Source organism: Dehalobacter sp., from assembly GCA_023667845.1.
Lineage (GTDB): Bacteria > Bacillota > Desulfitobacteriia > Desulfitobacteriales > Syntrophobotulaceae > Dehalobacter.
In genome coordinates this window covers 158,292-178,684 of the sequence record JAMPIU010000206.1, presented here as the reverse complement: position 1 = coordinate 178,684, position 20,393 = coordinate 158,292, and the positions used below count along the sequence as shown (strand labels likewise).

16 protein-coding genes, 1 tRNA gene and 1 riboswitch are annotated in these 20,393 nt (G+C 45.6%); of the genes, 15 read left to right on the top strand and 2 right to left on the bottom strand.

Features of this window, described 5'->3' with window-relative positions; all coding sequences use genetic code 11:
* Positions 1–13: 13 nt before the first annotated feature.
* From NC238_17295 to NC238_17285, 3 genes are all read left to right on the top strand, one after another.
* Positions 14–2,695 carry a sensor histidine kinase KdpD gene (locus NC238_17295; protein ID MCM1567666.1) on the top strand — a complete coding sequence of 894 codons (2,682 nt, stop codon included), beginning with the start codon at positions 14–16 and terminating at the stop codon, positions 2,693–2,695.
* Positions 2,688–3,389 carry a response regulator transcription factor gene (locus tag NC238_17290; GenBank protein MCM1567665.1) on the top strand — a complete coding sequence of 234 codons (702 nt, stop codon included), beginning with the start codon at positions 2,688–2,690 and terminating at the stop codon, positions 3,387–3,389. The genes NC238_17295 and NC238_17290 overlap by 8 nt, the downstream gene beginning before the upstream one ends.
* A gap of 240 nt (positions 3,390–3,629) precedes the next feature.
* Entirely contained in the window at positions 3,630–5,456 is a 1,827-nt protein-coding gene (locus NC238_17285) for an APC family permease (GenBank protein ID MCM1567664.1), read from the top strand.
* A 24-nt stretch (positions 5,457–5,480) separates the two neighbouring features.
* Here NC238_17285 and NC238_17280 read toward each other — a convergent pair whose 3' ends face one another.
* Positions 5,481–5,972, bottom strand: coding sequence for a DUF2127 domain-containing protein (locus NC238_17280; protein ID MCM1567663.1), 492 nt, complete (start codon positions 5,970–5,972; stop codon positions 5,481–5,483).
* Between the two features lie 216 nt (positions 5,973–6,188).
* Positions 6,189–6,286, top strand: a riboswitch (NiCo riboswitch).
* A 53-nt stretch (positions 6,287–6,339) separates the two neighbouring features.
* On the opposite strand from NC238_17280, the gene NC238_17275 reads away from it, so the two are divergent.
* The 5 genes from NC238_17275 to NC238_17255 all read left to right on the top strand — a co-directional run bounded on the left by NC238_17275 (position 6,340) and on the right by NC238_17255 (position 13,777).
* Positions 6,340–8,886: a cation-translocating P-type ATPase gene (locus NC238_17275; protein ID MCM1567662.1), complete on the top strand. Its 2,547-nt coding sequence runs from the start codon at positions 6,340–6,342 to the stop codon at positions 8,884–8,886.
* 100 nt (positions 8,887–8,986) lie between these two features.
* Entirely contained in the window at positions 8,987–9,931 is a 945-nt protein-coding gene (locus NC238_17270) for a phosphodiester glycosidase family protein (GenBank protein ID MCM1567661.1), read from the top strand.
* Positions 9,909–10,337, top strand: a complete 429-nt coding sequence (locus NC238_17265) for a hypothetical protein (GenBank protein ID MCM1567660.1) — start codon at positions 9,909–9,911, stop codon at positions 10,335–10,337. The genes NC238_17270 and NC238_17265 overlap by 23 nt, the downstream gene beginning before the upstream one ends.
* Before the next feature lie 361 nt (positions 10,338–10,698).
* On the top strand, positions 10,699–11,586 hold the full coding sequence (locus NC238_17260) for a cation diffusion facilitator family transporter (protein ID MCM1567659.1): 888 nt from the start codon (positions 10,699–10,701) through the stop codon (positions 11,584–11,586).
* Between the two features lie 247 nt (positions 11,587–11,833).
* Positions 11,834–13,777, top strand: a complete 1,944-nt coding sequence (locus NC238_17255) for a carbohydrate-binding domain-containing protein (GenBank protein ID MCM1567658.1) — start codon at positions 11,834–11,836, stop codon at positions 13,775–13,777.
* Between the two features lie 150 nt (positions 13,778–13,927).
* Here the strand turns inward: NC238_17255 and NC238_17250 are convergent, their stop codons facing one another.
* Positions 13,928–14,275 carry a cupin domain-containing protein gene (locus tag NC238_17250; GenBank protein ID MCM1567657.1) on the bottom strand — a complete coding sequence of 116 codons (348 nt, stop codon included), beginning with the start codon at positions 14,273–14,275 and terminating at the stop codon, positions 13,928–13,930.
* Between the two features lie 188 nt (positions 14,276–14,463).
* Between NC238_17250 and NC238_17245 the strand changes: the two genes are divergently transcribed.
* The 7 genes from NC238_17245 to abc-f all read left to right on the top strand — a co-directional run bounded on the left by NC238_17245 (position 14,464) and on the right by abc-f (position 20,347).
* Positions 14,464–15,093 carry a site-2 protease family protein gene (locus NC238_17245; GenBank protein ID MCM1567656.1) on the top strand — a complete coding sequence of 210 codons (630 nt, stop codon included), beginning with the start codon at positions 14,464–14,466 and terminating at the stop codon, positions 15,091–15,093.
* Between the two features lie 169 nt (positions 15,094–15,262).
* A tRNA-Val gene (locus tag NC238_17240) sits at positions 15,263–15,339 on the top strand.
* A 247-nt stretch (positions 15,340–15,586) separates the two neighbouring features.
* Entirely contained in the window at positions 15,587–15,778 is a 192-nt protein-coding gene (locus tag NC238_17235) for a hypothetical protein (GenBank protein MCM1567655.1), read from the top strand.
* 295 nt (positions 15,779–16,073) lie between these two features.
* On the top strand, positions 16,074–16,604 hold the full coding sequence (locus NC238_17230) for a DUF2284 domain-containing protein (protein ID MCM1567654.1): 531 nt from the start codon (positions 16,074–16,076) through the stop codon (positions 16,602–16,604).
* 192 nt (positions 16,605–16,796) lie between these two features.
* Complete coding sequence (locus NC238_17225; protein MCM1567653.1) at positions 16,797–17,546, top strand: ATP-binding cassette domain-containing protein; 750 nt, start codon at positions 16,797–16,799, stop codon at positions 17,544–17,546.
* Positions 17,540–18,457, top strand: a complete 918-nt coding sequence (locus NC238_17220) for a SufD family Fe-S cluster assembly protein (protein ID MCM1567652.1) — start codon at positions 17,540–17,542, stop codon at positions 18,455–18,457. The genes NC238_17225 and NC238_17220 overlap by 7 nt, the downstream gene beginning before the upstream one ends.
* Positions 18,458–18,868: 411 nt before the next feature.
* Positions 18,869–20,347, top strand: coding sequence for an ABC-F type ribosomal protection protein (abc-f, locus tag NC238_17215; protein MCM1567651.1), 1,479 nt, complete (start codon positions 18,869–18,871; stop codon positions 20,345–20,347).
* The last annotated feature ends 46 nt before the right edge of the window (positions 20,348–20,393 follow it).

Genomic DNA, 20,393 nt, shown 5'->3' with positions numbered 1-20,393 from the left:
AAGAGTTAAACGAATGAAGAGTCAGGGTGGTGGCGGCGTGCAGGATATTCGCGCCAGGGCTGCAAACAAAACCGGAAAACTAAAAATCTTCTTTGGCTATGCCCCGGGTGTAGGAAAAACCTATGCGATGCTTGATGATGCCCGCAGCCGGCTGAAAAGCGGGGTAGATGTTGTCGTAGGTTATCTGGAGCCGCATACAAGTCCCGAAACCATTCAGCTGCTGGACGGACTGCCGACTTTGCCGCCGAAGACTGTTAACCATAAAAACCGTTACCGCAAAGAATTTGATCTGGACGCCGCTTTGCAAAGAAAACCCGAGCTCCTGCTGGTTGATGTGCTGGCCCATAGTAATGCGGACGGCATGCGGAACAAAAAACGCTACCAGGATATCGAAGAGCTGCTGAATGCCGGAATTGACGTCTACACCACAGTCAATGTGCAGCACATCGAAAGCCTGAGAGATCTAATGCAGGATATCACGAAGGTTAATGAGCGGGACACGATTCCAGACTATATGTTTGACAGCGCCGATAAAGTTGAGCTGATCGATATCGAGCCGGACGAACTGATGAAACGCTGCGGGGAAAAGAAATGTCCTTTAAGTCTTGAAAGCCTGCGCCTCCTGCGGGAGACCGCTATGCGCAAGGTTGCGGACCGGATTGTCAACGAGAATCAAAATGAACAGCTCTTATCCGTAAAAACAGCCGGAATTAAGCTATTAGTCTGTATCAGTTCTTCGCCGTCGGCCGCTAAATGCATCCGCTGGACGGCCAGATCGGCAGAGGCCTTCCATGCCCCGTGGACTGCTTTGTATATCGAAGATATGGAAAGCAGGTATTTTACGGAAGAAGAAAAGAAAAACGTCCAGGAGAATCTGGATCTGGCCGAGCTCTTAGGCGCCAAAATTGTGACGCTGAACGGACATGGTCTGGCTTCCATTATTTCGGAATATGCCAAGCTTACGGGCATCACAAATATTGTCATTGGAAAAAGCAGAAATAAAAAGACGCTGAAAACATTATTTGATCCGGCACTTGAGGATAAGCTCATCGGGCTGCTGCCAAACATTGAAATTCATATCATCCCAAGCAGCTGGCCTCAAAGATCCTATCGCGAACCGCGAAGGAAGCGGATCAGCCAAGACCTGTTTTTATCCTGGCCGGATATCTGGAAAACGATAGGGGTTCTGACTGGGGCGACCTTGCTATCCTTTGGCCTTCGGGCACTGGAATTTGGCAATCAAAATATTATCATGGTCTATATCTTGTCTGTGTTTTTTATTTCCAGACTCACCATGGGGTATGTGTACGGCATTACGGCCTCAGTCTTAAGTGTACTTGTTTTTAACTTCTTTTTTGTTTCGCCGCTTTTCACGTTTTATGCCATCCAGACAGGCTATCCGGTCACTTTTGTGATTATGCTGATTGTGGCTTTGATCACAAGTACAACGACTGTCCGCATTCAGACCCAAGCACGGCTGGCTGCGGAAAGAGAAGGGCGCACTGAGCTATTGTATGAGATTAATAAAAGGCTTTTAACAACCAGAGGACTTCAACATATTGTTACGCTAACGAACGAATACATTGTGAAGCTTTTTAAATGCTCAGCGGTTTTTTACACCCGGGATCAGTATGGACCGGCAAACCTGCATCGTTCATCCAATCATCAGGATTCATCAGGTATTCTGACGCAATCCTCCGCAGAACCTGATGCTTCATTTCTGCTGTCGGAGCGCGAAAGCAAGGTTGCTCAATGGGTATTTGCCAATCAAAAACAGGCCGGTGCAGGAACAGATACGCATACAGGAGCAGGCGCTTATTATATGCCGATCATTTCCCAGGGCGATGTGCTTGGCGTGATTGGAATTTCATGTCTCAAAGGCAGGTTAAACCGTAATAACCGTCTGCTGCTAAAAATGATTATTTCCCAAGTCGCCATGGCTTTGGAACGGCAGTACCTGTCTGATGAACAGCGGCAAATATTAATCGAATCAGAAAAAGAAAAAATGCGAAGCAATCTGCTGCGCGCAATTTCACACGATCTGAGGACCCCGCTGACCGGCATTCTCGGGGCAAGCTCAGCAATCCTTGAAAATGGTGATCATCTGGATAAAGAGACCCATATCCAACTGGTCTCGGACATCAAAGAAGATTCGCAATGGCTGATACGCATGGTCGAAAACTTATTGTCCGTGACCCGGATTAAGGAAGGAACCATGAATGTCGCCAAAACATTTGAGGCCGCTGAGGAGATCGTGGCCGAAGCGATCAGTAGAACCCGTCATCGTTACCCGAACAGTAAAATAGCGGTGCAGGTGCCTGAAGACCTTTTGCTGGTGCCGATGGATGGAAAGCTGATTGAGCAGGTTTTGATCAATCTGCTCGAAAATGCGGTCAAGCATTCGCCGGATGACACCGTGACCGCGGTGCGGGTGACAAAAACCGGAGCTCAGGCTGTCTTTGAGGTTAGTGACAACGGACCAGGAATTACCGAAGAGGATTTCCCGTATTTATTTGAAAGTTATGTGCCCTGCGGCAAACGCAGTTCGGATTCAGCCCGTGGAATGGGAATCGGTCTGTCAATATGCATGTCGATTATCAAGGCTCACAATGGGAAAATGGAGGCTGCCAACAAAGAGCAGGGCGGCGCCGTATTCCGGTTCACACTGCCTCTGGAGGAGAACATTTATGAGTAACAAACCTTTGCTCCTGATTGTCGAGGATGATGAAAAAATCTGCAACTTTATTTCGGCGATCCTGACTTCCAATGATTATCAGATTATCCGGACAGCCCGGGGGAAAGAGGCTGTCTCAATGGCGGCATCCTATTCGCCCGATTTGATCTTGCTGGATCTCGGTTTGCCGGATATGGACGGCGTCGAAGTGCTGCGTACGATCAGGCAGTGGAGCGGAATTCCGATCATTGTTGTGTCGGCCCGCGGACAGGAACGGGAAAAAGTTGAAGCCCTGGATCTTGGTGCGGACGATTATCTGACCAAACCGTTTGGTACTTCCGAGCTGCTGGCCAGGATAAGAACCGGGATCCGTCACAGTCAAAAGAATGTCAGTGTCAGTTTCCCCGAATCAGAGAAGATCACAGTCGGCGATCTCGAGATAAACTATCAGAAAAGACTTGTAGCCATGGCCGGAAAAGAAATCCACCTTACACCGATTGAATACAAGATCATTGTGTTGCTTTCCAAAAACATCGGGAAAGTACTGACCCACGATTTCATCATGAAGGAAATATGGGGACCTTACACCAATGAGATTCAAGCTCTCAGGGTCAATATGGCCAATATCCGCAGAAAGCTGGAAATCAACCCTGCAGAACCCAGGTATATTCTGACCGAGGTTGGGGTAGGATATCGGATGGTTGAGGAGATTTAGCCCGTACAAACGGGCTTTTTTTATTTGGCATAATCTTTATACATTCTTTACATGAAGGGCATATATCTGAATTCTTTCTTTATGCCATCGGTGTTATAAATAGGTGTGCGAATGAAATTAACCTTTTTTGGTATATCATGAAGTATAAGTACTTCATAATATATCTAAGTGCAGCAAAGGCTGCCAACGGCCATGGATGGCAAGGAACGCAACTATTTTAATTGGATGGTGAAACATTTCATGGTATCTTCCCTTAAACGCTTCTTAATCGGGCGTCCCTTAAAATCAACGGAGCTCGGCGAACAGAAGCTGAACAAGAAGAAAGCCCTTGCGATTCTTTCTTCCGACGCTTTATCCTCAGTTGCGTACGGCCCGGAACAAATCCTAATCGTTCTCTTTACGGTCGGAGCGGCAGCATTCTGGTATTCTGTTCCGATCGCGATCGGCGTTTTGGTTCTCTTAATCGCTTTAATCCTGTCGTACCGGCAGATCATTTTTGCTTATCCGCACGGCGGCGGAGCATATGTCGTATCGAAGAACAACCTCGGCATGAATTCAGGCTTAATCGCCGGAGGCTCCCTGCTGGTCGACTACATTCTGACTGTAGCGGTTAGTGTGTCTGCAGGAACCGATGCGCTTACCTCAGCTTTCCCGGCCTTGCATGCCCATACGGTAGGTATCGCTGTGTTTTTTGTTCTCTTGATTACGGTCCTTAATCTGCGCGGGATAAGAGAATCCGCTTCTATCCTGGCCTATCCTGTCTATTTGTTTGTGGCGGCCCTGTTTATTTTAATTGGTGCCGGTCTGTACAATGTCTTAACTGGTCAGGTACCGGCTGAACTGCATGCGGCTGTAGGCACACCTGTCGCAGGGATAAGCCTGTTTATTCTGCTCAAGGCCTTTGCCTCCGGCTGTTCGGCTTTGACTGGCGTTGAAGCTATTTCTAACGCGATCCCGAATTTTAAAGAGCCCGCTCCGAATAATGCGGCCAAAACATTAATGGCGATGGGTAGTTTGCTCGCGATATTATTTTCGGGGATTGTGTTTCTGGCCTTTTATTATGGAATAGCCCCGAACCCACAGGAAACGGTTGTTTCCCAAATGGCTGAAGGAATATTCGGACGTAATTTTATCTACTACTTTATTCAGGGCACAACCGCGTTAATTTTGATTCTGGCCGCAAATACCGGATACTCGGCTTTCCCTTTGCTGGCTGTGAATCTTGCCAAAGACAAATTTATTCCAAGGATGTTCACGATCCGCGGAGACCGTCTTGGATTCTCCAATGGAATCCTTATCCTTGGCTTTTTATCGATCCTCTTAATTGTAGCTTTTAAAGGGCAAACGGAGCGCCTGATTCCGCTTTATGCGATTGGTGTGTTTATTCCGTTCACCCTGGCTCAGACCGGAATGATCGTGAAATGGTTCCGCGAAAAGCCGAAAGGCTGGATGCCAAAGCTGATTGTTAATTCGCTCGGGGCGCTGATCAGCTTCATCGTTGTCATGATGTTCCTGTTGACCAAGTTCACACAGGTTTGGCCGATTTTAATCTTCCTGCCGTTGATTATTCTGCTTTTCCACAGAATCCATAAGCATTATATGGACGTCGCAGAGCAGCTTCGGGTATCGGCGGCTGAACCAACAGTACCGATTAAAGGAAATATTATCATTATTCCTGTCGCAAGCATCACGCGCGTAGTGGAAAATGCGTTAAACTATGCGAAATCGCTGTCGGCAAACCAGATCATTGCGGTAAGTGTTTGCTTTGATAAGGAGGAAGAGAAAAAGCTCGAGGAAAAGTGGGAGAAATGGAATCCCGACGTCCGTTTGGTAACGTTGAATTCTCTACACCGGAGCATTATCCATCCGCTGACCAAATTTATCGATATGATCGAACACAAAGCAGCCGATCAGAATTATCAGATCATGGTTCTGATCCCGGAATTTATTCCGAAAAAAGGATGGCACCATATTCTGCATAACCAGTCGAGCTTACTAATCCGTACACATTTGTTATATCGGAGAAATGTGTGCGTGGCTACGATACCGTACCATTTACAAAAATGAAACTAAATGACCGATCAGACAGAATCACATAGCCTTAGATCTTACTTGTTTCGATTCTTTGTAAGTCAGGAAAATCATGAGCACGTCGAAGATCGTAAGCAGAATCAAAAATGCGGAATGTGTGAACGTATAGCGGTAAAGCTGGTAAACGACAAACAAGATTAAGGACAGAATGGCCAATGGGTAAGCCCACAGTTTTTGGCGCCATAACAGAAGGACGAGAATGCATTTGATGATCCCGTGTGACAGCAGGTAGAATACCACAAAATGCTGCGTGCTGAAGGAAAAGCTGGGGCTGGAATGGATCAGGTAATTGGCAAACAAGTCTTGCGGGTCTTCAGATAATTCATGCTGCGTCAAAAGGCGTATCAGCCAGTTGTACCGGTCCGGCGTCAGAAACAGCAGCAAGATACTGCCGATAATTTCTAGTAGACCGTCAATGCCTTTCATCAGCAAACCGATTTCAAAGCCGATATGGAAAATATCTTTCTGTTTATTTGTCTTAGGTGTTGTCATTCATATGTCCTTTGCGTAATACTAAAAATTGATCCCTTTTCAATCGTATACGATATTTATTAAATGTCCACTAAAATTCAATTAATTATTCATTTAAAAAAGCGGATGCCTTAAAATATCTAAATCAAATCGTCTAAATAAAATTTTCATAAAATATTGCTTTAAAAAAAACAATATGGTAAAATTCAACTATCTCTTTGCACTGCATATCAATCTACAGTACAAACTGAGCAGGCGATGAACTTGGAAACAAGTTCATGGGGCTGGGCCCGATGGGCAGCAGGTGATGATATACATATACCTGTGGGACAGTAAAATGTTCTACAGGTATTTTTATATCCTTCAAGACAATAATGGAGGCATCTGTATGACAGAACAACAAATCAGGGAACTGCAGGGACTCTCAAGTTTCGAAGCCAGACAGCTTCAGGAAAGGTTCGGGAAGAATGAGCTGGTACCTGAAAAAAAAGAAAGCTTTCTGCACAAGATCCTGCAGGTGATCAGTGAACCAATGTTTTTGCTGCTGCTCATTGCGGCTGTGATCTATTTTATCCTCGGAGAACCTCGGGACGGCGCCATCATGCTTGTTTTTGTTGTCGGGATTATCAGCATAGAAGTCATCCAGGAATGGAAAACCGATCAAACACTTAGGGCTTTGAAGGATTTATCCACGCCGAAGATTTCCGTGCTGCGCGATGGAATGACACAAATCATCAACAGTTCGGACCTGGTGCCCGGCGACATCATGTTTATTGCTGAAGGCGTCAAAGTGCCGGCGGATGGCACAGTTTTAAAAGCGAGTACACTCTGTGTCGATGAATCCTCGCTGACCGGCGAATCGGCAGGTGTCTGGAAAGCTGTCTACGGAGATAAGGCTGCCGATGGGGAATTGTCCCTCGACAGCAAAGAATACTGGCGACGGGACTATTGCTACGCCGGGACGCTGGTTACCCAGGGCACCGGAGCGATCAGGGTCGATAAAATCGGCCCGGCTACCGAATACGGAAAAATCGGGCAGGAAATAGCCGCCGCGCCTGACCGTCCGACCCCGTTGGAAAAACAAACCGGAAAACTGGTCAAGCTGTGCGCGGGGATTGCCGCAGTCTTATTCGCACTGGTCGGAGTCGTGACCTATTTCAATCTGCCGGACCATGTTGGCAGTGAACGGGTCATTGAAAGCATTTTGTCTGGGATCACCCTGGCCATGGCCATGATCCCGGAGGAGTTTCCTGTTATTTTGACCGTGTTTCTATCGATGGGTGCCTGGCGGCTGGCTAAAAAGCAGTCATTGGTCAGAAGATTGTCGTCCGTAGAAACGCTCGGGGCTGTATCCGTTCTTTGCGTCGATAAAACAGGTACCATTACCATGAACCAAATGACGGTCCGGGATACCTGGAGTCTGAACGACGATGGCGAAGGGTTGATCCGGATTATGGGCATGGGCTGCGAGCCGGATGCCTATGACCCGATGGAGAAGGCTATGATTGCTTACTGTGAAGTGCAAGGGATAGGCAGAGAGCTCCTTTTTGGCGGAGAGCTGATCAAAGAATATGCGTTCACGGACCAGACCAAGATGATGGGACACGTCTGGCAAAATGAAAATGAGCTTGTGGTTGCAGCCAAAGGCTCGCCTGAACGTATTCTGGACGTATGCAGTCTGACGGATCAGGAGAGAAAAGTTGCCGAGCACAAAATCAGAGAAATGTCGCAGCAGGGTCTGCGGGTGATTGCCGTTGGCCAAATGGTACTGGCCGGCAAAGAGGAAGTCCCGGACACCCTGCCGGAATGCCGGCTGCAGCTTTGTGGCATGGTGGGTCTTGCCGACCCGCCGCGGGAATCTGTTAAGCAGGATATTCAAATCTGCAACAAAGCCGGGGTCCGGGTCGTTATGATCACCGGAGATAACGGGATTACCGCAAGCACGATTGCCAGGCAGATTAACATGCCGAACTGCGATAAGATTATCACCGGCGATGAGCTGAATCAAATGAGCGAGGAAGAATTGCGTGAGAAAGTCAAGGATGTCAGTATCTTTTCCAGGGTAATTCCGGAACACAAAATGAGAATTGTCAAAGCTTTTAAAGATAACGGCGAGATCGTCGCGATGACCGGAGACGGCGTCAATGATGCGCCAGCCTTGAAATATGCCGATATTGGGATTGCGATGGGCAAGCGCGGTTCTGAGGTTTCTCGTGAGGCTGCCGATTTGGTCCTGCTGGATGACAACTTTTCAACCATTGTTGATACCATTAAGGATGGCCGAAGAATCTATGATAACATCAGAAAAGCCGTTGGCTATGTCTTCACGATTCATATCCCGATCGCATTTGCCTCTTTACTTGCACCCTTCCTGGGAATCAGTCCGGCGAGTCTTTTGCTGTTGCCGCTGCACGTGGTACTGCTTGAAGTTGTTATTGACCCCACCTGTTCAATTGTGCTGGAGCGGCAGCCGGCCGAACGGGATATCATGGATCAGCCTCCGCGCAGTCCCGACGAAAAGCTGCTCACTGCAAAAATACTGACTAAAAGTGTCCTACAGGGTCTCGTGATCTTTGGTGCATCATTCGTAACCTATTTCACTATTTTAAACAACCATCCTGATCAGGCTTCTCTGGCCAGGACCATGGCACTAGCGATTATTTTGCTGGCAAACCTAGTGCTGGTTCAGGTGAACAGCTCCAATACGGATTCTGCTTTTCGGTCTTTTGCGAAACTGATCAGAGATAAGGTTATGTGGATGGTAAATATTGGGACAATAGCAGGATTGCTTCTTATTATCTATACGCCGCTGAATCACTTATTGAAGCTCGCGCCGTTGTCCTGGAAACAGCTTATCCTGGCCGCTGCTTTGGCCGTCGTATCTGTCGGATGGTATGAGGTTGTCAAAGGGTTTAAGCGCTGGAAAAGAACATAATATTCAATGAATGCTCATCAATAGTTCATCAAACTGTCACATGGGTCATTTAATATAAAACAGAAATCGATGACAGAAGACAGGAGTGTTCATTGGCAACATGAAAAAATTCTTAGCCAAACCCTACCGTTGGGCGGCCGTCTTAGCTGTTTTACTGACATTTTCTTTTGTTTTTGTTCTGCTGGATACCTTTGTAATTCCAAAGAACGTGACCGAAGTCAAGCAGCGTGAGGCTGCCGAACAGCAAAATACATCCTCTGAGCAGCAAAGTGCAGCAGAGGATCCGACCGAGTCCGGGTCGGAGACTAAAGCTGCGGTTACCGATCATTCTTATCAGGATAAAAATATCAAAATAACAATTGATGCGGTGCAGGCGTATGACACAACCATTTATGTCGCCGATATCCAGCTTAGCGATGCGTCTTACCTGAAAACGGCGTTGGCTGAAAACAGCTTTGGGCGCAATCTCAAGGAAACAACCTCGGATATGGCCGAAGAACATCAGGCAGTTTTCGCGATCAATGGCGACTACTATGGATTCAGAAATAACGGTTATGTTTTACGCAATGGCGTCTTGTACAGGGATACGGCCCGGGAGGCCGGAAACGATGAAGCCTTGGTGATTGACGACGTCGGGAACTTCTCAATTATTAATGAAAATGCGGTTAGTGCTGATTCCCTGACAAATACCTGGCAGGTGCTTTCATTTGGACCGGCCCTGATCGAAAATGGGAAAATTGTGGTGGACAGTACCAGTGAGGTATCCCAGTCCAAAAATAGCAATCCGAGGACCGCGATCGGTCAGGTCTCCGGTCTGCATTATATCGTAATTGTCTCTGACGGCCGGACGGAAGAGAGCGCAGGACTTTCTTTGCTGGAGCTTGCGCAGGAGTTTGCCGAGAGAGGATGTACGGTTGCGTATAATTTGGATGGAGGAGGCTCTTCGACCATGTACTTTAACGGAGAAATCGTCAATCATCCGACCGATGGCAGGAGTTCTCAGCAGAGAGAGGTGAGCGACATTGTCTATATCGGTAATGAATAGTAGGGAAGGATCACGGCAGATCCGTAAAACAGTGATTGTCTATCTGATACTCACAGCGGTATCTATTGCTGTCAATAATATCTATGCACAGTTCGGTCATGGGGTTCGTTCGGCGGCAATGACCCTGATGTTTCTGTATCCGCTTCTGGGCGGCGCATTGTTCTATTTTACTCTGGGGCTGATCGTTCCCCGGATCAGCGATCGCAGAAACTATCGTTTGTTTTACAATATCTATAATTCCGGCATTGCGGTATTAACCGTAGGCAGTTTGCTGAAGGGGATACTCGATATTGCCGGGACTGCATCCGGCTACGTTCAGCTGTTCCAAGTGGCCGGCTGGGCCGGGACGGCAGCAGGATTGGTGTGCTTGATTGCAATGGTATTTAAACGCAGGGAGCTATCCTAAATTTAAGGTAGAGCTACTCAAGTTTTAGGCAAAACGATATTGACAGTAGAGGTTGTTTTCAAATATACTAGTTTTTGATTTATCAAAAAATATTGCGCATCGATCAGGCCGATACACTTAACATTTGATTTGGGTGTATAAGGCTGGGCCGGTATACGGCAGCAGGAGACAAACCCTGTGGGACTATATTTCCAACAACTATAGTTCCGCAGTTTTTTTATATAAGAAGGGGTTTCTCAATCATTTGCCTTGTCTTTTAAGAAATCTGCTCGCCATTATATTATCATTTCAGAGTCGACAAGGTACTAGGTTGAATTTTAAGAAATTGATATTTTTGGTGATTTTGGGAGGAAGAAAAGCTGTGGCTGACAGAAGAGTCAAGTTTGCATTGTTATCCATTATTTCGAATACTGCGCTGATCATATTTAAGATCATAGCGGGCATTTTGAGTGGTTCCGTCAGTATTATTTCCGAGGCGATCCACTCAAGCATGGACCTTGCCGCATCGATTGTCGCCTTTTTCTCGGTGAGACAGTCAACGAAGCCGGCAGATAAGGATCATCCCTACGGACATGGAAAGATCGAAAATATTTCGGGACTTGTCGAAGGGCTTCTGATTTTTGTCGCAGCGGCGCTGATTATTATTGAAGCTATTAAGAAAATATTTGAACCTGCCGAGATTGAACAGGCGGCTGTTGCCATCGGGGTAATGTTTGTATCGGCACTTGTCAATTTGGTTGTATCAAGAAAATTATATCAGGTGGCCAAAGAAGAGGAATCGATGGCCTTGGAAGCAGATGCGCTTCACCTAAAAACCGATGTTTATACGTCGTTAGGCGTCGGCGTTGGAATCCTGCTGATTAAACTCACCGGATTTGCGGTGCTGGACTCTGTTGTCGCGGTTATCGTGGCTTTGCTGATCATCAAAGAAGCGTTTCACTTATGCAAAACAGCCTTTAACTTTCTTCTCGACTCGAAGCTCTCTGATGAAGAAGAAGCTGAGATTGAAAAGATCATTTCTGAGCACAGTCATCAATTCAGAGATTATCACAAGCTTAAAACAAGAAAATCAGGAAATATGAAACACATTGATTTTCATATTACGATTGATCACAACGTTACCGTCAAGGAAGCGCATGATATTATCGGAATCCTGAAAAAGGACATGAGTGACAAGTTGAAAAACACCCGTGTGAATATCCATCTTGACCCTTATCAAGATCAGAAAGATAAAGAGATAGACAAGTAAAAACATACGTAAAAGCTACCACAAGACAGCATGACAAATCTGTTATGAGAATTTTTTTGTGACAATGGACAGATGAAAGAGAATTACAATAGTATAGGATACCTAGTATAAGGCCGGTTCGATCTGAACTGGCTTTTAATTGTTGTTTGTTGAATGTTTTCATCATTTTGTCACATTGCTTACACCTCGTAGTCACAAACCTGTTGTACAATCACAAAAAAAAGATTCCTGGAAAGGATGAAGATTGATGGGCCCTAAGACCCCCAAGATCCCCAAGAAAAAAATAATTTCCATTGGCATGATTGCCATATTATGCGTATCCCTTTTAACGTTAACAGCTTGTTCTTCACAGAAGACAGCGGAATTGGACAGCTCCGGTGCCGTCCTGGACAGTACTGAGAACCGTATTTCCGTTGATTATGACGACGAAGATACCTATGCGGAATGGGATGATACCAAAGCCTCGCATATTACTTTTTCAGGGGACTCCATGAAGACAGAGGGAAACGGAGTCAGCGTTGCCGATAATGTTGTAACCATTCTATCTGCAGGTACGTATGTTGTCAGCGGCACAATTGCCGATGCTCAGATTATCGTCTACACCGAGGACAGCAAAACCGTCAGACTGATCCTGAATGGTGTCGATATGACCTGTTCAACCAGTGCACCTATTTATGTGCTGAAATCTGAGAAGACCGTCATTACCCTGGCGGACGGCACGAAAAATACGCTGAAGGACGGCTCATCCTACACTTACTCGGATCCTAAAGAAGAGGAACCGAATGCAGTGATCTTCAACAAAAGTGACCTGACGATCAATGGCAGCGGATCATTGAATGTCAAAGCTAACTTCAAAAATGGTATAACGAGTAAAGATGAACTTAGAATCGTGAGCGGCAACATTTCCGTCGATGCCGTGAATAACGGGATCATTGGCCGTGATTTCATCGCCGTTAAAGATGGCAGTATCACGGTGAATGCAGGAGATGACGGGTTTAAATCTTCTAATGATACGGATGTTGCTAAAGGCTTTATCCTGATCGAAGCAGGAACAATCCATATTACCGCCGGTGAAGACGGGATGCAGGCTGAAACAAGCATTTGGTGTACAGACGGAACGATTGATATTACGTCCGGCGGGGGCAGCGCCAACAGCATTAATATAAACACAAATTCAAGTATGATGAGACCCGGCGGTGCCGCGGCCAAAGCAACTTCGACCGATGACAGTACGTCAACTGCCAGTATGAAAGGGTTCAAGGCCGGTTTGGCAATTACGATTGAAGGTGGTACGATCAGCATTGACTCGGCGGACGATGCGATCCATTCCAACGACAGTTTAACGGTAAGCGGCGGAAAGATTAATATTACAGCCGGTGATGACGGGATGCATTCTGATGCAACGCTGGATATTAACGCCGGGGAGGTTACGATTGCGAAATCTTATGAAGGAATTGAAAGTACTGTGATCAATATCCATGGCGGGGATATGAACGTGAAGTCAAGCGACGATGGTATCAACGGTGCAGGCGGCACAGATTCTTCCTCGGTGAATGGCCGGCCGGGTCAAAATAATTTTGCGTCTTCGGGTGACTGCAGTATGAGCATCAATGGTGGTACCATCGTTGTTGATTCAGGTGGTGATGGAATTGATATCAACGGATCGGTCACCATGACCGATGGAAAAGTGATTGTCAACGGACCAACGGACAACGGTAACGGTGCTCTGGATTATACCGGATCATTCACCGTAACCGGCGGGTTCCTGGTAGCGGCAGGCAGCGCAGGCATGGCAGAGGCTCCGGATACGAATTCATCTTTCTACTCTTTGAACATTAACCTGCCGTCTGATCAGCAGGCCGGTACGATCGTCAGGATCGAAAATGCAGATGGAAAAGAAGTGCTTACTTTTGCGCCGACCAAAACGTTCCGGAACCTGGTCGTATGTTCATCAGAATTAACCAAAGGCACAACCTACAAGATTTATTATGGAGGGAGTTCAACAGGCACCTCTGCAAACGGTCTCTATTCAGGTGGGACCTATACGGCTGGAACATGCTACGAAGAGGTTGCGATTTCAGAGAAGGTTACGAATGTCGGTTCCTATAGCGGAGGAATGGGCGGCAGAGCCGGAACCACTCAGTCCGGATCCGGCGGCGGGCCGGGAGGCGGAAGAGGCTTCAAACGATAGGAAGGTATACAGATAAGCTGATAGCGTAGATAGAATATTGAACCAAAAATATCCGATTAAAATAAGGCAGTAAAATATTAGAAAAGCCGAAGATCATCAGAAGCAAGAAACCTCCCGATTGCAGGGGGGTTCTTGTGTAAGCAAAGTCTATTATGAGTCAATATTGAATACAACGATCAATAGCATTTTGAATTTCGCGGCAGCAAATATTGCGTGCGGGATAGCTGCAGGCATGACGATGGTCTGGCCTTTTTCCAGCACATAGTCCTGAGATCCGATCGTGATCCGGGCACTGCCATCAAGGATGTAGACCATCGCATCTCCGCCAGAGGAGTGGGAGCTGATCTCTTCTCCCAGATCAAACGCAAAAAGTGTCAGACTTAAGGCTTTGCTCTGGGCCAGCGTTCTGCTGACGACCTGACCGTTCTGGTAATCTACCAAAGAAGCCATATCCAGAACTTTACCAAAATCAATGTTTTTAAGAAAATGTTTTTCCATAAGGATCACTTCCTTTTCTTTATTCACATATTCTTAAGCTTTATCCTGTATCTTATATTGTATCTGAAGTATTCCTTTGTCAAATGGGCCGGAATTATGTATTATTAGGATTATAGGATTTTATCCCCTTGATGTGGCGACCTCTCAAAAGTTAAGAGAACAAAGTATTACCCGAAAGGAAGTAAAGCATGAATTTTGATATTGTTCAAACCCTATATATGTTGCCCGGAATCATTATTGGTCTTACCTTTCATGAATTTGCCCACGCCCAGACTGCAGTTTGGTTTGGTGATGATACGCCCAGACTGCAGGGCAGGACGTCGCTTAACCCGTTGGTTCATCTCGATATTATTGGATTTCTGATGTTGGTTATCGCTCATTTTGGCTGGGCCAAGCCTGTTCAGGTTGACCCCCGTAATTTTAAAAACAGAAAAAGAGATGACATCCTGGTATCCCTGGCCGGACCGGTGATGAACTTGTTGCTTGCGGTATGTTTCGTGGTCCTGATATGGGCCATCGGTTATATTCCAGAAAGTATCCTCGATAACAATACGCTGAATATTCTGCAAACGATCTTTGTTAATGCGGTCTGGATGAATGTCGTCTTGTTTGTTTTTAACCTTCTGCCAATCCCGCCGCTCGACGGTTCCCATGTTGTCTTTGGTTTGCTCGGTTTGAAAGACAGCAGTCTGTACAGCCAGATTTATCAGATGAGTACGTTTATCTTACTGATTCTGATTATTACAAATGTGATCAATATCGTAATAGGGTGGCCGATTGAGCATATCTACCAGTTTCTAATCAGTCCTTTGCTCTGATATAGATCGAAACAAGTCTCTGAGCAGGCTGATCGAATGGGTCGGGGAAAGATGGGAGCGACCATTGCGACCTAGGCCAGTAAAAAAGGAATGATTGTTGCTTTTTAGAGCTTTTAGGGTAGCATTTCCCAGATAATAGCGCTATAATAAACCATGTGCATGCCATTGTGGGTTTGTAGCTCAGCCGGTTAGAGCACCGTGTTCACATCGCGGGGGTCGTAGGTTCGAATCCTATCAAACCCACCATTTTAATATCTTTTAGTTACCCTAAGTTCCTAGTCAAAGACCTAGTCTAATCCTAGTTAAAATTAAAAATTAGAACATACCAAGAGAGCTGAATTAGCTCTCTTTTCATATATAAAAGATCAGTTATTCAAAAGTGCCGTTTTATTGTTCTTTTTTGTAAGTTTTCTTGATGGAACTGACGCAACATTATTTTTATTTACTTAAGACTTCGATCTATTTATACTTATAACAAAGGAGATGTTTTCAAATGGATAAACTTGATATTATCCTAGAAAAATTATCATCCATTGATAACAGAATCAATTCTATTGATGATAAACTGGAAGCAATGGAAAAGAAAAACCAAGCAGAACACAAAGAAATCCACCGGAAACTTGATACAATAATTTCAGCAACGGCGAAAAATACTGAGGATATTACAAAACTAAAGGCTTTATAAATAGCTCTTTAGTTTTTTCTTTTGCCTCAAAAAATCACTTTCTTCTTGGTTTTTTGTTTAAGCATCTTAAAAGCATTAGGAGTTTCGGAAGCAGGATACTCCTGTAATTGATTGAGGGTTATGCCGTACATCAAAACCTGGACATAGCGAGTATTCAGTTTGCCGGGTTATCCGTTTTAATATCCACGGTTTGACCTTTTACCCTTGAATTAATTGATCAGTTTGTATAGTATTCCATATGTAGGGTTCCAAGCTTCCTGCGTGCTAGAAATGAAGAAAAAAGGGGCCAAAGAAAATGGATCTAAGAGAGCGGTTAATCGAAATCTTCACAAAATTGGGATTTGACGAATACAGAGAAATCAAAGTTGATAACATTGTTTTTTCACAGGATGTATTCGATCAGTGCGCCAGAAATACCTGCGGAAATTTTGGAAAGAACCATGCCTGTCCGCCCGGAGCAGGGACGGAGGAGGAAAGAAAAGCCAGGGTCCAGAAATACGGTCAGGCTTTCATTCTCTGCAAAATTATCTCAATCCGTTCCACAAAAGAAATGAAGGAGTCGATTGAGATTCTGGATAATCTGAACAAAGCGCTGCGGAAAGAATTCACTGCGGATGATGTTCTGATCATGGGCGCAGGTCCTTGCACATTGTGTGAGAAATGCTCGGCCCTTGAGGAAGAGCCCTGCCGCTTCCCGGACAAAAAGCAATATTCGATGGAAGGCAGCGGAATCGATGTCGTCCGGATGTCCATGGACCAGAAGATGACGTATAACGCAGGAATGGGAAAAGTCGGTTTTTTTACGCTTGTGCTTTATAACCGTTAAAGAAAGCATTTGCCCTTCATGATTTTATTTGATTTTTGACGTTAATAAGTCATTAAGCACTTAAAGGATACTGGGATTTCCTTTATTTAATTTGGGATGCTATAATATCCGAAGAAATATCTATCAAGAGATAATGATGGAAGATGTTGCAAAAATTTTTAAATCGGAAAATGCTTAAAAGGTGGTATTGAGATGTTGGAATTGATAAATGTCGGCCTGACGTTAGACGATGACCAGGGAACAGATGTGGAAATCCTTGAGAACGTCAGTCTCACCCTGGATAAGAAAAAGATTTACGTCATGACAGGTCCGAACGGGGGAGGAAAATCCTCAATCGCCAAAGTGATTATGGGTATTTACCAGCCTACGGCAGGGAAAATATTATTGGACGGAACGGATATTACCCAGATGGGAATTACGGAAAGAGCACGGCTGGGTATCGGCTATGCGTTTCAGTCACCGCCCCGTTTTAAAGGAATGAAAGTCCGCGATATTTTAAAGCTGGCTGCCGGTCCGGATAAAGAGGTGAATTCCTGTGATTTGCTTTATGATGTGGGTTTATGCGCGCAGGATTATTTGGACAGGGAAATCAATGCGAGCTTTTCGGGCGGGGAATTAAAGAGAGTTGAAATTGCCAGTATTTTGGCACGCAACCTGAAAGTGGCTGTCTTTGATGAACCGGAAGCAGGGATTGACCTGTGGAGCTTCCAGAAGCTGACTGAGACGTTCCAAAATTTAAATAAAAAGTATGACACGACGATTGTGATTATCTCTCACCAGGAGAGGATTCTCCGTCTGGCCGACCAGGTTGTTTTAGTGTCCGACGGAAAAATCAGCGAAGTGACCACCAAGGCTAAAATTCTGGGTGAAATCGAGCTGCTGGATTCCAACTGCGAATGCAGAAATAACTGTACCATTGTAGGAGGAAAAGCCCAATGTTGAATGCGATCGATAAAAAAATTCTGGCTGAAGTGGCTGATTTGCATGAAATCCCGCATGGAGCCTATAATATCCGTAAAAATGGCGAGAAAGCAGGACGAAATACGACTGCAAATATTGATATTATCACCAAGCAGGACAAGCCTGGCATTGATATCATTGTGAAACCCGGAACCAAAGGAGAAAGCGTGCATATTCCGGTTATTCTGTCTGAAGGGATGGATGACCTCGTTTACAATACATTTGAAATCGGCGCCGACTCGGACGTTCTGATTGTGGCCGGCTGCGGGATTCATAACCCGGGAAGCAAGAAAGCCCAGCATGATGGCGTTCACGAATTTTTTGTCCGTAAGGGCGCCAAGATGAAGTATGTGGAAAAACACTACGGCGAAGGCGATGGCAGCGGGGAAAGGATTTTGAATCCGAAGACGATTATTGAAGTCGAAGAGGGCGGCGTGGCTGAGCTGGAAATGGTTCAGATTAGAGGTGTCGACCAAACCAAAAGGGATACGGAAGTGCGCCTGCACAAGAACGCGCGTCTGATTGTCATGGAAAGACTGCTGACTACCACCAACCAGAATGCCGAATCCGATATTACAGTTGAGCTGATAGGAGAAGATGCTGCCGCCCAAATCATTTCCCGTTCCGTGGCGCAGGATAATTCCACTCAAGTTTTTCATTTGAATATGCGCGGCTATGCCCAATGCCGCGGACATATTCAATGTGATTCCATTATTATGGATCAAGCGAAAGTTTCTTCTATTCCGGAAATTTCGGCCTTCCATTCGGATGCTCAGCTGATCCATGAGGCGGCGATCGGCAGGATTGCAAACGATCAGCTGATCAAGCTGATGACGCTTGGCCTCACGGAAAAAGAAGCTGAAGATATGATTCTGCAGGGTTTTCTAGCCTAGTATCGAATGATAGGGTTATCTGATATAATACTAAGGTTAAGTAATGTATTAATAGGTTGATTTGGAATTTTTGTTAATAGATAAACTTGATCGGAGATGGGAAGATGCGCAAACTTTCTTGCTAAATGTGAAGTGAAAAGAGCGTTACGGAGTAAGCAGCAAGTGCTGCTGGCCTTGTGACGCCCACGGGCTAATGCCGCGGTGCCAAGGATGGCAAGGAGCAGTAAGCCCACGGAGCAAGAAAGTTACAATCTTTTAAAGTAATCAAAGATCACATTGGACCGACAGCGTTTTGGAATGTGCATTATGTTAACATTTTTTCTGCACATCAACTGTGTTCAAGGATATTTTGAAGCTGCAAGAATAAACTTTCTTGCAGCCTTATTATTTTTACACTGTGAGGTGATCGCGATGGCGTTGATTAACATCGACCATTTAACGTTTTGCTATGACGGCAGTTATGACAATATTTTTGAAAATGTATCTTTTCAGATCGATACGGACTGGAAACTTGGGTTCACTGGCCGGAACGGGCGCGGTAAAACGACCTTTTTGCAGCTGCTGTGCGGGAAATACGAGTACCTTGGAACAATTGAATCCCCCGTGTCTTTTGATTATTTTCCTTTTCAGGTTACCGATCCCAGTCAAAATGTCATTGAGGTAGTGGCAAGTATCTGCCCTGCTTTTGAACATTGGGAACTTCAGAAAGAATTGTCATTGCTCGAAGTTGCAGAGGATGTCCTGGAGCTGCCTTTTGCAGCCTTAAGCCAAGGGGAGCAGACCAAGGTTTTGCTTGCGGCACTGTTTATTAAACCCCACAACTTTCTTTTGATCGATGAACCGACCAATCATCTGGACATAGAGGGCAGGCGCGTTGTCGGGAAATATCTGAACAGGAAAACCGGCTTTATCCTGGTTTCGCATGACAGGTTTTTTCTGGACCGTTGTATCGACCATATCCTGACCATCAATAAAACCAATATTGAACTTCAAAAAGGCAATTTTTCAACGTGGTGGGTCAATAAAGAGAGAACGGATTCGTTTGAAACAGCAGAGAATGACAGGCTGCAGAAAGAGATCAAACAATTATCGGCAGCAGCCAGGCGGACGGCCGGCTGGTCGGATAAAATTGAGAAGACCAAGAAGGGAACGCTGAACTCCGGCATCAAGCCGGATAAAGGCTATATCGGCCACCAGGCGGCAAAAATGATGAAACGGTCCAAAGTGATCGAAGCTCGGCAGCAAAAGAACATCCAGACGAAAGAAAAACTTTTAAAAAATATCGAGCTGGCCGACAGCCTGAGTATGAGACCTCTTTCACACCCGAAAAATACACTTGTGGAATTACGTGACCTGGCAATCTATTATGCGGACAGGAAGGTCTGCGAGAATGTTCATTTTACTGTAGAGAGAGGAGAGCGGGTGGCCTTAAGTGGCAGGAATGGCAGCGGCAAATCCAGTGTTTTAAAGCTGCTGATTGGAGAAGATCTTGCCTCCAGCGGCAAGGTCAATATTGGAAGTAATCTAAGAATCTCCTATATTTCGCAGGATACCGCTTACTTGCAGGGCAGTCTGCGCAGTTTTGCGGAGCAGTACCAGATTGAGGAAAGCCGTTTTCTGACCATTCTGCACAAGCTCGATTTCTCAGGCGTTCAGTTCGAAAAAGATATGCGTATGTTCAGCGCAGGGCAGAAGAAAAAGGTGCTCCTGGCCAAAAGTCTCTGCGAGCAGGCCCATCTGTATATCTGGGATGAGCCGCTGAACTATATTGACGTTCTGTCCCGGATGCAGATTGAGGACCTCATTGTAAGATGCCGGCCAACCCTGCTGTTTGTGGAGCATGACAGTGCGTTTGTGCAATCAGTGGCAACAAAATATATCAGGCTTTGATCTGTTGCCCTCGAAAAAAATTTCACCGCGGATTTATGTTGACAAG

What these genes read in the sequence shown, in the direction of transcription:
- NC238_17295 (MCM1567666.1), top strand. Translation starts at nt 14, where the DNA reads ATGAAGAGTCAGGGTGGTGGCGGCGTGCAGGATATTCGCGCCAGGGCT.
- NC238_17290 (MCM1567665.1), top strand. Translation starts at nt 2,688, where the DNA reads ATGAGTAACAAACCTTTGCTCCTGATTGTCGAGGATGATGAAAAAATC.
- NC238_17285 (MCM1567664.1), top strand. Translation starts at nt 3,630, where the DNA reads ATGGTATCTTCCCTTAAACGCTTCTTAATCGGGCGTCCCTTAAAATCA.
- NC238_17280 (MCM1567663.1), bottom strand. Translation starts at nt 5,972, where the DNA reads ATGACAACACCTAAGACAAATAAACAGAAAGATATTTTCCATATCGGC.
- NC238_17275 (MCM1567662.1), top strand. Translation starts at nt 6,340, where the DNA reads ATGACAGAACAACAAATCAGGGAACTGCAGGGACTCTCAAGTTTCGAA.
- NC238_17270 (MCM1567661.1), top strand. Translation starts at nt 8,987, where the DNA reads ATGAAAAAATTCTTAGCCAAACCCTACCGTTGGGCGGCCGTCTTAGCT.
- NC238_17255 (MCM1567658.1), top strand. Translation starts at nt 11,834, where the DNA reads ATGGGCCCTAAGACCCCCAAGATCCCCAAGAAAAAAATAATTTCCATT.
- NC238_17250 (MCM1567657.1), bottom strand. Translation starts at nt 14,275, where the DNA reads ATGGAAAAACATTTTCTTAAAAACATTGATTTTGGTAAAGTTCTGGAT.
- NC238_17245 (MCM1567656.1), top strand. Translation starts at nt 14,464, where the DNA reads ATGAATTTTGATATTGTTCAAACCCTATATATGTTGCCCGGAATCATT.
- NC238_17235 (MCM1567655.1), top strand. Translation starts at nt 15,587, where the DNA reads ATGGATAAACTTGATATTATCCTAGAAAAATTATCATCCATTGATAAC.
- NC238_17230 (MCM1567654.1), top strand. Translation starts at nt 16,074, where the DNA reads ATGGATCTAAGAGAGCGGTTAATCGAAATCTTCACAAAATTGGGATTT.
- NC238_17225 (MCM1567653.1), top strand. Translation starts at nt 16,797, where the DNA reads ATGTTGGAATTGATAAATGTCGGCCTGACGTTAGACGATGACCAGGGA.
- NC238_17220 (MCM1567652.1), top strand. Translation starts at nt 17,540, where the DNA reads ATGTTGAATGCGATCGATAAAAAAATTCTGGCTGAAGTGGCTGATTTG.
- abc-f (MCM1567651.1), top strand. Translation starts at nt 18,869, where the DNA reads ATGGCGTTGATTAACATCGACCATTTAACGTTTTGCTATGACGGCAGT.